Here is a 12,380-nt window from a genome sequence, read left to right on the forward strand (position 1 = left end):
TCCCGGCGGGGTGGTTTTAATGGCTTGCATTTTTTTTACAATTTGCTTTTGAGTTCTAAAAATTCGTTCTATATTTGCATTCCTTTTCGGGGAGCTTGCTAACCGAAGGAGATTGCCTGATAGTATAAAGGTAGTACGACGGTTTTTGGTACCGTTTGTCTAGGTTCGAATCCTGGTCGGGCAACAAGAGAAATTTCGGATTTCGGATTTTCAGTTTCAGATTCAGTTCTGAAGGAAAATTAGAAATCCGAACTTGTTTATACACGTTGCCGGGCGAAAGTGAAAGGGCAGGAGAAGGTTCCTGAATTCTGCATTCGAAATCCAAAATCAAAAAGAGATGCCTTTACAGTTTAATACAGTTAAGCTATTTGCAGGTTCCGGTTCGCTGGACCTGTCAAAACACATCGCGGCATCTTACGGCCAGGAACTGGGCGACGTGGTGCTTTCGCGGTTCAGCGATGGCGAATTTCAACCACACTTTAACGAGAGTATCCGCGGTTGCGACGTGTTTTTGATCCAGAGCACTCATCAGCCTACCGATAACCTGATGGAACTGCTGATGATGATAGATGCCGCCCGTCGTGCATCTGCCCATTACATCATCGCCGTAATTCCTTACTTCGGGTTAGCCAGGCAGGATAGAAAAGATAAGCCACGCGTGGCCATCGGTTCAAAACTGGTTGCAAATTTATTGGTAGCCGCCGGTATTAACCGCATTATGACGATGGACCTGCACGCTGCGCAGATCCAGGCGTTTTTTGATGTGCCGGTAGATCATTTGGATGCTTCTATCATATTTGTGCCTTATATTAAAAGCCTTGGTTTAGGTAACTTAACCATTGCATCGCCGGATATGGGCGGATCCTACAGGGCCCGCAGCTTCGCGAAGTTTTTTAATGCCGAAGTTGTTATTTGCGATAAGCGCCGTAAACGCGCCAACGAGATAGAAAGCATGACCATTATTGGTGATGTAACCGACCAGGACATTGTATTGATAGATGATATCTGCGATACTGCCGGTACGCTGGCTAAAGCTGCAGGTTTAATTATGGAGCGCGGCGCCAGAAGTGTTCGGGCAGTTTGTACACACCCTGTATTATCAGGCAAAGCGTATGAAACTATTGAGAACTCGGCTTTAACAGAGCTGATTGTTACCGATACCATCCCTTTAAAACACAGCAGCCCTAAAATAAGGGTACTTACCACGGCCGAGCTGTTTGCAAAAGCGATAAGCAATGTAAATGAGCATGGGTCGATAAGCCAGTTGTTTAGGGTAGATTAAGTAAGTGCATGGTCGATTGTCCAGTCGAACAGCATGGCATAAAAGTAGAATAAAGATATCCATACCATGTTGGTATGGCTGAATAAATAATAAATAATGAAATCAATTGCTATTAGCGGTTCTCCAAGAGAGAACGTAGGGAAACGTGACGCAAAAGAGCTGCGCTACCAAGGTTTGGTACCTGCAGTACTTTACGGTGGGCCAACCCAAACCCACTTTTCTGTGTCCGCAGCTGATTTGAGAGCCGTAATTTATACTCCGGTTGTTCATTTCATCGACATTACAGTTGCAGGTGTTACTTCACAGGCTATCATTAAAGATACCCAGTTCCACCCGTTAACAGAACAACTTATCCATATCGACTTTTTGTTGTTAGATGAGAACAAACCAATCACTATCGAGATCCCTGTAAAATTAACAGGTACTTCTCCGGGTGTTAAAGTGGGTGGTAAATTGGTACAGAAATTACGCAAACTGCGTGTTAAAGCTTTACCGAAAGATCACCTGGATAACATTGAAGTGAGCATCAGCGAGCTTGAAGTTGGTAAATCAGTAAAAGTTAGCGAGATCAACTTGCCTAATTTAACATTGACCAACGCGCAGGAAGATACCATCGTATCGGTTACTACTTCACGTGCATTGCGCCAGGCTGAACAAGAAGCTGGTAAAAAGTAAGCCTCAAAGTCCCTGAACGGGGAAACAAGAGAAAATGATTATAGCGATGGGTTTAAACCCATCGCTATTTTTGTATAAAAGGGTTTCATAATCGCATTTTAACTTAAAATATATTTTTTCTCAAAATTTGCTAAAACGATTTATAATAATAAAGTTTGTGCTAAACCAATTTAGCAAACCTATTATCATGAGAAGACTATTATTACTGCTTTCGGCACTTGTACTTGTTATGTCCTGTTCTAAGGAATACAAAAGATTTCCCAGTCCGGGAAGAGTGATCAAGCAATTTTCGCTTGCCGCAGGACAAATAGGCCCCGCGTTGATCGACATTCCCAGCCACACCATTACCGTTACCGTGCAAAAGGGCCTTGATATGACTGCACTTACTGCCAATATGGTGATATCAGACGGATCTACGGTGTCGCCTGCATCGGGTGCAATTTTTAACGCAACTGGGCTAAAACAACTGTTTGTGGTCACCTCCGAATCAGGCGAAAAAGAGGAATGGAAGGTTGTATTTAAAGTTTACGATTTTTATAGTATAGACTATGGCGTTTTTGCCATTACCGCCAACGATGGTAAATTGTTACAGGTAGCAGGCAATTACACCTTCAATGAAAAATATAACGACAACCAAAAAATAGAAACGGGAGGAAGCTTAATCAATATGCCTGTTTGGCAAAAATGGCACCTGATATATAACAGCACGGCTGCAGGGATAAGATATTACCAGTTGCGCAATCTGTACACAGGTAAGTTTTTGAATGCAGGCGCTGATGCCAAATCAGGGAAACAGGCGGAGCAATATCGCGAATCGGCTGCGGCGGGCGAGTTGTGGCGAGTTGGGCAATCATCAACCCCGGGCATATTTAACATTGTTAATAAAAATACCGGCTTGGCGTTGAGTACCGCTGCAGATGGTAAAGTGACGCTTGAAATTGTGGACGACAAAAAGAGCGCCCAACATTTCACGTTTAATCCACTGCCAATGCAAGCTTACCGGGACGACTCTGCTATTGGTTTTTTTGAGCGAAATAATCCTAATCAGGGTTCGGTAGCGTTTGACCAGGGCACTAGTGTACCGTTAAACAATGGCAGTGTGCTGTGGATTACCCAGGATGCCTGGGACGGTTCGAAGCTGCGCGATAATCATCAATTTGCGTGTTCAGATTTCTTTAATTACAATAATTCGATCATGATTCAGCCAACGGCTACGGACTGGAACCCCGAGCATACCACCAACATGACCATACCAAACAGCGCGCATGGCAAGCCGAAGCAGATATTTAATAACCAGCCGGGAACCGATTGGTCATGGCCCGGGTTAGGTGTGCAGATAGGCGGCAATGTTTGGGTACAATGCAACGAGGGTAGGGGCCTGAACGCCACCAACCAGTCGCTTTATAAGCTTACACCAAACGCGGGGAACGAATGGAATGCGGTACGTTATACACCAAGCGGCATGGCGAACCAAACAGATATCAATTACGCTGTAGGGATGGTAAAGGCCAGTGATGGGTATGTGTACTCTTTTGGTTCGCAGACATTTAGCTTTGGTTATGGAAATAATATTTTCGTGGCCAGGTTTGCACAAAGTGATCCGCTAACGTGGTCTTTCTGGGATGGTTCTTCATGGGTAAGTAAGCCTGCAGCAACAGATGCAGCGAAAATTGCGGTGGGGCCAGGCAATAATACCATTTCCTACCTCAATGGTAAATACATTATGATGTCTATGGATCAGGGCTTTAACTGTGAAGATAAGCGCGACATTTATATCGCTACAGCTGATAGCCCGACGGGGCCTTTTACAGCACAAAAATACATCTATACAATTAGCGAGTATTTGGCCGGTAAGTACGCGCGTTTTTACACGCCTGCTATTCACCCCGAATCGGGTAATGGCCGCAACGAATTGTTACTCACCTTTTGCCTTAATTTTTCGGGGTGCGGCGTTACAGATTGCCAGAATGGTTTTCTCGACCCATACTACTACAGGGTGAAAAATATCCGCGTACCATATTCGGTGGTAGGTTTATAAAATAACTCAATCTCTGTACTCTCAGGCCTGCGGAATTTCCGGAGGCCTGATTTTCAGCCACAGTCTGATCTCTTTTCCCGGTATTAACCAATAGCGGGTGCACAATTATGCAATCCAATTTCGGGCATATTGGCTTAAGCGTTATCTTTGGGCTGAGATAAAATTTTAAGGCTGAAAGCCGGTCTGAGATTTTATTATAATAGTATCGTTTTGTCCGAATGAAATATCTGATCGTAGGTTTAGGAAATATAGGTCCGGAATATGCTGATACACGGCACAATATTGGTTTTATGGTGCTGGATGAACTGGCTAAGCAGGAAGGTTCCAAATTTTACAATATGCGCCTGGCTTATTATACCGAGGTTACGCATAAGGCCCGTACTTTATATCTGATAAAGCCAACCACTTACATGAACCTGAGTGGTAAGGCCGTTAACCACTGGATGAAGGAACTGAAGATACCGGTGCAGAATGTGCTGGTGATTGTTGATGATATAGCCCTGCCATTAGGTACGCTGCGCCTTAAACCCAAAGGCAGCGCTGCCGGCCACAACGGTCTTAAGCACATCGAAGCTACTTTAGGTAACAACGAATACGCCCGGCTGCGTTTTGGTGTGGGTGATCATTACCCTAAAGGCCGCCAGGTTGATTATGTGCTGAGTGGCTTTGACAAAGAAGAATTGCCGGAATTACCTGCACTGATAGACCGTTCTATAGAGATGATCAAAAGCTTCTCTACCGTCGGTACGGAGTTGACGATGACGAGGTTTAATAAGTAGGTACAGCCTTAATAAATGCACCTGTTGCAGGCATGTGTTTGATTTGGGGGGCGGCATCCTCCTCGGGCTGGTCCTTTTCTTTGGGTAGCGCCCACGGCGCAAAGCGCTGTTTCTTTTTTCTACAAAGCGGTTATGCCGATGGCGCACAGGGTGGTAATTGTTGCCAAATCATCCATTTGCCATTATGAAAATTTTTGACCCCTTACGGGCCGCCGCGTTGTAGCCCTTTAACGCATTAATTCTTGTGCAACGTAGCTACTACCCATCGCCACCAGGATTGCACCGTATTTGATTGCGCCTTAAAGGGATGTGAGGCATCTGTAATGCTTTTGTTACCTAATTTTTAGTTAAATTATTGTTAAACGCAAATTTGCCTGCAACGAAAGTGTAATTTTAGGTGTCTGTTTCCTAAAACTATTACATGAAGAGATTTTTACTGGCAGCAGTTTGCTGTTTGTTGTTTTCGGTTTCCTTTGCCCAAAACATCAAGCCGACTATCACAATTAAAGGTATCGTAACAGATTCTTTAACCAGCAAACCGTTGGATTATGCCACTATAGCTATTACCGATGCCGTAACCAATGCCCCGGTAAAAAGCACGCTCAGTAAGGATAATGGTACTTTCGAACTCCTTAATCTCCCGGCGAAACCCTATAAATTATCATTGATCTCTGTCGGCTATAAAACTAAAACCATCAGCCTCAAGGGTGCAATTAGTATCGATTTGGGTAAACTTCCCATCTCTCCATCTAACAACCAGCTCAAGGAAGTTTCGGTTGTGGCAGCTAAGCCACTAATGAAGCAGGAGGTAGACCGCCTGAGCTACGATGTGGCCGCCGACCCGGAAAGTAAAACACTTACGGCCCTGGATATGATGCGTAAAGTGCCCCTGCTTTCTGTAGATGGCAATGATGCCATCAAACTCCGCGGAAGCGGTAATTATAAAATTTTGCTGAACGGCAAGGAGTCGGCTATCATGTCTCGCAGCCCTTCGGATATTCTGAAAGCGATGCCCGGCACCAATATTATAAAAATAGAAGTGATCACCACCCCGCCCGCCAAATACGATGCGGAAGGCTTGGCCGGTATCATCAATATCATCACCAAAAAAAATGCCGACCAGGGTTACAACGGCTCGGTAAATACCAATTACAATACGGCTTATGGCTACAGGGCCAATTTAAACCTTACGGTAAAGCAGGGTAAATTTGGTTTAAGCGCCTTTGGCGGTACCGGTCACCGGCCGCAGCAAACTACCGGTTTTTATAACCAAACAGATTTTTTAAACCAGCCATCCAGCATTATACAAAATGGCAGCCGGTACAATGGGGGTAATAATGGTTATGCGAGTACCGAACTCAGTTTCGAAGCAGATAGCCTTAACCTGTTAACAGGATCGTTCAACTACTTCAAGAACAGTAATGCACGCGGCAGTACCCGGTTTACCCAGGAAAATGATAATGGCAACCTAAGCAACTATACCACCACCAACGTGGCCGATGGTCAGTTTGAAGATAAAGATTTCGGTATTAATTACCAGCGTGGGTTTAAAGGGAATAAAGAACGGCTTTTAACGGCATCCTATAAGTTTAGCCAAAGCAACAGCGATATAGCAAGTATGGTGAGCCCCGGTAACGCTACTGATTACCGCCAGTTTAACAGCTCGGGCACTAAAGAGCATACCACCCAGCTGGATTATATTCACCCGTTAAAAGTAATTACCGTTGAAGCAGGCGGCAAGCTGATAGACCGTAACAACTTCAGCGATTTCCATACCGACCCATACAACGCTGCCAGCGGGCAGTACATCCGCAATCCTGCGCAGGACAACAACTTTGATTACAAACAGGATGTATACAGCCTGTATAATTCCTACACGGTAAAGTTAAATAAATGGACGGCCAAAGGTGGCATCCGGTATGAACGCACCAACATCAACGCCAACTTTTCATCATCAGGTACCAATCTCGATCAAAACTTTACTAACGTGGTGCCCTCGGTATCGATTCAGCGCAGTTTAAAAAACAGTAGTATTACTTTTGGGTTTACGCAACGCATTCAGCGCCCCGGTATCAGTCAGTTAAACCCTTTTATAGATAGCACCAATAACCGGTACATAAATACCGGTAACCCGGCTTTGCGCCCGGCAGTAAACAATAATTTTGAGCTAAGCTATGGCAACTTTGCAAAAGGATCGGTCAATATCAGTACCAGCTATTCCTTTGCCAATAACACTATTCAGCAGCTGGCGAGCGTAAACGGAACGGTTACTACGACCACCTATGCCAATGTTGGTAAAAACAAGCAACTTGGGCTGGATCTCAGCATGAATTACCCAATCACCAAAAAGTTCAATGTTAATATCAATGCAGAACTGCTGCGCGTGTGGCTGGAAGGCTTTTATAGTAGTCAGCTTTTTAAAAATAGCGGCTACCAGGGCCATGTGTTCACCAATAGCAGCTATAAGTTTGACGATGGCTACCGTATAGGCCTCAACGTTGGTTTCGACAGCCGCTATGTACTGCTGCAGGGAACGGACAATTATTACCTGGGCTACGGTGCCAACGCCTCGAAAGAATTGTTTGGGAAAAAAGCGTCGGTATTTGTATATACTAACGGACCATTCAGCCGGTTCATCAAGCTGGACTTTTACACCCGCACAGCTGATTTTAATAATATCTCCTACAACTACCAGATCTTTAGAACATTCGGTATTGGCTTCAACTACAAGTTCGGCAAGCTCAACAGCGAGCTCAAGAAGAACAAACGTGGCATCAACAACGACGATACCAGCAGCGGAAGCCGCAATTAGGGTATCGTTAACTCACCCCGACATCGCTATCGCTTGTCAGCCCTCTCTATTTTGTAGAGAGGGGACGTGCTATTCAGGAAAAATAATGATCGCTATTCCTTTTACGTAGCAGAGCGGGGGTGGGGGTGAGTAGCATCCAGGCAATGGTTTCCCCGGCCAATTTCCTACCTTTGCCATCATGAAAGTATACGGCATCACCAATTGCAACACGGTTAAAAAAGCGCTCGACTGGCTTAAAGCCAATAACGTATCCTATGAATTCCACGACTTTAAAAAGCTGGGCATAAGCGCCGAAAAACTGCAGGAATGGGATGGCAAAGCGGGCTACGAAAAGTTCATGAACAAGCAGGGCCTTACCTACAAACAGCTGGATCCCGAAGTGAAAGCCGGCATCAAAACCAATGCCGATGCCCTGCACTTGCTGCAGCAAAAAACCAGTATGATCAAACGGCCAGTGATTGAAAAGGATGGATTTTTGTTCTTTGGGTTTGACGAAGCGATTTATACTAAAGCATTATTATAACAGGGAGTAGATTTTTTCGCCAAACTCTAATCGGCACTGGGGTACGGCTGTGTAATGCACCTCTTGCTTTGGCTATCCGGGGCAAAAGCTTAACATTCCTTTAGCTGAAAGCGCGTGGTTTTTAATATTGCATATTACAGCGAAGTCTCAGAATAAGCCAATCCCGAATGGATCAGGTCGGCTAAAGTTACAATTCTTCGTTTAAGGTAATTATTGTTAAAATCCGTTTCGCCCTGGCGAAAAGCTAACTGCCGGAGATCCATAGCAACCTCATTAAATTCCAGGGTGTTCTCAGCCGCTGCCGCGGCATATTTAACTTTCAATGTTTTATTCCGGCAAGCCATGTAGTAGCCCGAAATGTAATCTGACAAAAGCACTTCTTCTTCCACTGGTATATCCAGTTTATACTTTTTAACAATTATACCCGTAAATTGCTGTATCATCATATTGATAACCGAAGTGCCCGCCGCTTCCTTGCGTGCCTTTACCGTATTAATGTTTAAGTATATATTGTTAGATTCAAAGTCAGGCGTTGCCAAAGCACTTTTATCAACTTTTACACTATCAAAGAAAAAACAACGGGCATCTACCATAAAGAAATTCGACAAAGAACGATGTTCCTGTGTAATCGATGCATTGATGGTACTATCGGGCAATGAACTATAAAAAAATACTGTTTTATCCGGCAATGCCTGGCCAGCCGGTTTACTTGATTGTAAATCTTGCGCTTGCACCATTAAAATGGAGAAAACAGAAAGAATGATTAAAGCGAAGGTTTTCATTGCAATAATAATTGTTGCAATAAAGTTATGTTAGTAGCTGTTAATTAGATAGTTGATGAATTGATTGTGCCTATATCGTGGAATACTGTCCCGGATTTGTGTACATTATGAGTGCGCGCTCCTGCGGATTCACATCTGGCACACCTGGCAGCATGCGTATTTATTAAGATAGCCCTTCAATAGGTTTTCCGGGCGGGTACTGCTTCCGCGAATTCAGCCCGAAGTGGCTGTTATTAACGCACCGTGTGCAAAGGGGAAGCCCCTATTGCCCATCCGCGTATAACTACCTGATTTTAAAATAACCCATTGCAATAGGGAATGCCTGGTGTAATTTAGTGCACTACACCCATCACTATGAACTACACAGAAGATCAAAAACACCATCCCGGTGCTGATCATCAGCTCACCGAAAGTTATTTAGATGGACTGCTCCACGGCCCCTGCAGCTCGAGTGTCATGGATATAAAACTCGCGCGACTGAAGCAGCTTTTCGCCAAAAGAGAACGGCACAACGCCATGTTTGCGTTGGTGTTAAGCGTTATCCTGCTGGCCGCCCTGCTTGGCTTGGTATACTACTGGCACCAATTCCCGGGTGCGTTTACTGCGCTGGGGAAGTAAGCTTATCCTATGGGCAATGCCTGCGGCCCGGGCTGTGCAGGGCTGCGCTTCGCTCCGGCCCTCCGGGCTAAACCCTTACCATCCCTATTGCTAAAGCTGCAAAGGCGGCGGGCAGGGTAGCGTGATACAATAGCGTTCACCATGCCTATTGTTGTTGATCAATCTTTGATTTAAGTATTTAAACCTATACGCAGATCAAATGTAAACCCCAATGATTTCCAACTTCGTCAGCGCTTAGCTTTAATAAGTTAAGTTGGCATAAAAATGTGTAAAATTTACCCAAAATACCCACTATTTGGGTAAAAATATCTACGATAATTTAGGCTTAAATAGGTGCAATTCGGCAAATTTATTTTCTTAAAAGAAAATATTAATTAATAAGGTAACCGTAAGGGCGTTTATTCTCATTAGTTGTTAAATGTGACTTTGGCAAACAAATTGCATATTTCAATATTCAGTTACTGTAGATGGAAAATCATAAAGGGCAAATAGTAGAGTATATCGTGCGAAGAAACGGTTATAGTATAACCGATCTGGCTAACGAGTTGAAGGTTAATAGAAGGTCAATCTATAATTACTTTCAAAACCCAAATCTTAAGTTTGACGTTATCTATAAAATCGGACTGATCGTAAGGCATGATTTTTCGAAAGAATTTCCTGAGATCTTTACAGGTGAAGAATTCGAGGTTAAGAACCGGCAAGCCCAAAGTTTTGAAGCTGTTGGTAAAATGAGTGCCAATGCTGAACAATGGAAAGACAAATACATCCGGTTATTGGAAGAATATAATGAAGCCTTGAGAGTTGATTTTTCAAAACAGATAGACGAGTTAGAATTTGCAGTTTGCTAATTAAATTATTTCATTCGTTAAACTAATTTTAAGGAATGGTGTCTGAAAAAATAGCTGAAGAGCAGGGGTGTTCTTAAGTCAATAGTGAGACTCTTCGGATCAATTCCGAAGAGTTCTTAGTTTATAGCCCTCCGCAACGCTCTTTCTAAAAATTTTACAGTGAAAAATCGAGTACACAATTCTACGAGCCAGGCATCAATGGGCAGCCTTATTTTGTGGGCAATGCCTTCGGCCCGGGCTGTGCAGGGCTGCGCTTCGCTCCGGCCTTGCGGGCTAAAGCCTTACCATCCCTATTGCTGAAGCTGCGAAGGTTCGGGGAGGGTAGCGCGGTACAACTCAACATTTACCATGCTTATTGATTGTGATCAATCTTTTCCTGTAAGTCTTTAAATCCCCGCCTATCCAAGTGTCCACAGTTGGATACCAATAATTGTAAACGTCTACGCTTACCTGTTTCTTGCGTTGAGCGTATCAGCTGCATGCAGCATTGCTCAACACCAAATAACTGTTGGAGTTACAAACGTATGCGTGGACGCTTTAAATTCTTTTGTCCAAATGCCCACACTTGGATAGGCGGGTAAGAAATTATCCCGTTCGTGTACAAATTTTACCAGGGGCTTACTCCGCTTTCATCTTCTATATCATTGCTAAAAAATGTTCCAGTGGGTGCATTCTCATCTGTCAATGTATGTTTAATTATGAAATTTGCTGCACTTTCCACTGTTCCTGGTCCGCTATGTTGGTTAAAATCAGTCGCAGTATAGCCCGGGTCAATCGCATTTACTTTAAATGGCAAATCTTTTAATTCATATGCTAAAAGAATAGTATAAGCATTTACAAGAGCCTTTGAAGGCACATAACTTGCAAGTTTAACCTGATAATATTTCCAATTTGGGTCGCTTTGCAAATTTAACGAACCGAGTCCCGAAGTAATATTGCTTATTCTTGGATTTTCTGACTTTTTGAGTAATTCAATAAAAGTTTGCGTTACTCGAATTATGCCAAAATAGTTGGTATCAAATACTTCTTGGATGTCGTTAATGGAAGTTGTCAAAACACTTTCGGGAAAGCCTTTGCTTATACCGGCATTGTTTATCAAAATGTCTAATTTTCCTTGTTCTTTTTCTACAATATCTTTTGCTGCTAAAATCGTATCAAGTTTGGTAACATCAATTTGAATAGCCTTGATATTCTGAAAACCGGCGTCATGTAAATCTGCTACAACTGCTTGTCCTTTTTCAAGGTTACGTGTGCCTAAATAGACAAACAATCCTCTTTTTGAAAGTTGTTTGGCTGTCTCTAAACCAATGCTTCTGTTCGCGCCTGTAATTAGTACTGTTTTCATTTTTTTTATTTGTTTTAAATCAATGATTCAAAAATGCACCTTATAAAAATGAAACCATTTGCCATTTGGCAAAAAGCAATTTATCTTATATTTTTTCTGATTCTACTCAATGAAGATTGCGTAATGCCTAAATAGGAAGCCAAATAAGAAAGCGGAATACGGTTTGCAAGATTTGGATACTTTTCTAAAAAAGTTAAATAACTGGTTGTGGCATCTTGAGCAACAATTGAGCTGATTCGTTCAACTTTTTGTAGCAATGCCTTTGAGATAATTTTGTGCACAATTGCGTCCCAACCAACAATGGTGTTCAGCAATTCCTGCCAATCCTTTTTTGAGAATACAACAATTTTGCAATCGGTAATAGCCTGCACATAAGCAATTGAAGGGATTTCATTTTCAAAACTCTCTAAATCCACCAAAATATTATTTTCGTCGACAAAATATTTTGTAATTTCTTCACTTTTATTATTAAAGTATGAAACTCTGGCAATGCCTTCAATGATGAAGCCGAACCTTCGGGAAACGTTTCCTGCTTCCAAGTAATATTCATCTTTCCGAAGTTCCACTTCAGTTGTTTTTTTTGAAATCAAGTCAATCTGGTGTTGGTTTAAGTTTCCAAACTGTAAGATGTAGTCGATAAATTCTTTCATTGTCGAAAGGTAATCAATGTCGTTTTTG

Annotated in this window: 11 protein-coding genes and 1 tRNA gene; 9 read left to right on the forward strand and 3 right to left on the reverse strand. The window is 43.0% G+C overall.

Annotation, left to right across the window (positions count from 1 at the left end; genetic code table 11):
• Positions 1 to 113 precede the first annotated feature (113 nt).
• The 7 genes from A0256_09885 (at position 114) to A0256_09915 (ending at position 8,109) form a co-directional block, all read left to right on the forward strand.
• Positions 114 to 187 (forward strand) — tRNA-Gln (locus A0256_09885).
• A 150-nt stretch (positions 188 to 337) separates the two neighbouring features.
• Positions 338 to 1,282, forward strand: a complete 945-nt coding sequence (locus A0256_09890) for a ribose-phosphate pyrophosphokinase (GenBank protein ID AMR31711.1) — start codon at positions 338 to 340, stop codon at positions 1,280 to 1,282.
• Between the two features lie 96 nt (positions 1,283 to 1,378).
• Positions 1,379 to 1,957: a 50S ribosomal protein L25/general stress protein Ctc gene (locus tag A0256_09895; protein ID AMR31712.1), complete on the forward strand. Its 579-nt coding sequence runs from the start codon at positions 1,379 to 1,381 to the stop codon at positions 1,955 to 1,957.
• Positions 1,958 to 2,186: 229 nt separating this feature from the next.
• The gene (locus A0256_09900; GenBank protein AMR31713.1) at positions 2,187 to 3,995 is read left to right on the forward strand and encodes a hypothetical protein; all 1,809 of its coding nucleotides are present in this window, start codon (positions 2,187 to 2,189) and stop codon (positions 3,993 to 3,995) included.
• A gap of 218 nt (positions 3,996 to 4,213) precedes the next feature.
• Entirely contained in the window at positions 4,214 to 4,774 is a 561-nt protein-coding gene (locus A0256_09905) for an aminoacyl-tRNA hydrolase (GenBank protein AMR31714.1), read from the forward strand.
• A gap of 454 nt (positions 4,775 to 5,228) precedes the next feature.
• Complete coding sequence (locus tag A0256_09910) at positions 5,229 to 7,586, forward strand: hypothetical protein (protein ID AMR31715.1); 2,358 nt, start codon at positions 5,229 to 5,231, stop codon at positions 7,584 to 7,586.
• A 178-nt stretch (positions 7,587 to 7,764) separates the two neighbouring features.
• Positions 7,765 to 8,109 (forward strand): arsenate reductase, encoded by a 345-nt coding sequence (locus tag A0256_09915; protein ID AMR31716.1) that lies wholly within the window; start codon positions 7,765 to 7,767, stop codon positions 8,107 to 8,109.
• A 134-nt stretch (positions 8,110 to 8,243) separates the two neighbouring features.
• On the opposite strand, the gene A0256_09920 is transcribed toward A0256_09915, so the two are convergent.
• Positions 8,244 to 8,891 carry a hypothetical protein gene (locus tag A0256_09920; GenBank protein ID AMR31717.1) on the reverse strand — a complete coding sequence of 216 codons (648 nt, stop codon included), beginning with the start codon at positions 8,889 to 8,891 and terminating at the stop codon, positions 8,244 to 8,246.
• Positions 8,892 to 9,245: 354 nt separating this feature from the next.
• Between A0256_09920 and A0256_09925 the strand changes: the two genes are divergently transcribed.
• Both A0256_09925 and A0256_09930 read left to right on the forward strand, forming a co-directional pair.
• On the forward strand, positions 9,246 to 9,509 hold the full coding sequence (locus tag A0256_09925) for a hypothetical protein (protein ID AMR31718.1): 264 nt from the start codon (positions 9,246 to 9,248) through the stop codon (positions 9,507 to 9,509).
• 467 nt (positions 9,510 to 9,976) lie between these two features.
• Positions 9,977 to 10,357 carry a hypothetical protein gene (locus A0256_09930; protein ID AMR31719.1) on the forward strand — a complete coding sequence of 127 codons (381 nt, stop codon included), beginning with the start codon at positions 9,977 to 9,979 and terminating at the stop codon, positions 10,355 to 10,357.
• 607 nt (positions 10,358 to 10,964) lie between these two features.
• Here A0256_09930 and A0256_09935 read toward each other — a convergent pair.
• Both A0256_09935 and A0256_09940 read right to left on the reverse strand, forming a co-directional pair.
• The gene (locus A0256_09935) at positions 10,965 to 11,702 is read right to left on the reverse strand and encodes a short-chain dehydrogenase (GenBank protein AMR31720.1); all 738 of its coding nucleotides are present in this window, start codon (positions 11,700 to 11,702) and stop codon (positions 10,965 to 10,967) included.
• A gap of 80 nt (positions 11,703 to 11,782) precedes the next feature.
• Positions 11,783 to 12,352, reverse strand: coding sequence for a cyclic nucleotide-binding protein (locus tag A0256_09940; protein ID AMR31721.1), 570 nt, complete (start codon positions 12,350 to 12,352; stop codon positions 11,783 to 11,785).
• Positions 12,353 to 12,380: the final 28 nt, after the last annotated feature.

The organism is Mucilaginibacter sp. PAMC 26640 (assembly GCA_001596135.1).
GTDB lineage: Bacteria > Bacteroidota > Bacteroidia > Sphingobacteriales > Sphingobacteriaceae > Mucilaginibacter.

Coding starts and splice junctions, on each gene's coding strand:
- A0256_09890 (AMR31711.1), top strand. CDS start 338: ATGCCTTTACAGTTTAATACAGTTAAGCTATTTGCAGGTTCCGGTTCG.
- A0256_09895 (AMR31712.1), top strand. CDS start 1,379: ATGAAATCAATTGCTATTAGCGGTTCTCCAAGAGAGAACGTAGGGAAA.
- A0256_09900 (AMR31713.1), top strand. CDS start 2,187: ATGTCCTGTTCTAAGGAATACAAAAGATTTCCCAGTCCGGGAAGAGTG.
- A0256_09905 (AMR31714.1), top strand. CDS start 4,214: ATGAAATATCTGATCGTAGGTTTAGGAAATATAGGTCCGGAATATGCT.
- A0256_09915 (AMR31716.1), top strand. CDS start 7,765: ATGAAAGTATACGGCATCACCAATTGCAACACGGTTAAAAAAGCGCTC.
- A0256_09920 (AMR31717.1), bottom strand. CDS start 8,891: ATGAAAACCTTCGCTTTAATCATTCTTTCTGTTTTCTCCATTTTAATG.
- A0256_09925 (AMR31718.1), top strand. CDS start 9,246: ATGAACTACACAGAAGATCAAAAACACCATCCCGGTGCTGATCATCAG.
- A0256_09930 (AMR31719.1), top strand. CDS start 9,977: ATGGAAAATCATAAAGGGCAAATAGTAGAGTATATCGTGCGAAGAAAC.
- A0256_09935 (AMR31720.1), bottom strand. CDS start 11,702: ATGAAAACAGTACTAATTACAGGCGCGAACAGAAGCATTGGTTTAGAG.
- A0256_09940 (AMR31721.1), bottom strand. CDS start 12,352: ATGAAAGAATTTATCGACTACATCTTACAGTTTGGAAACTTAAACCAA.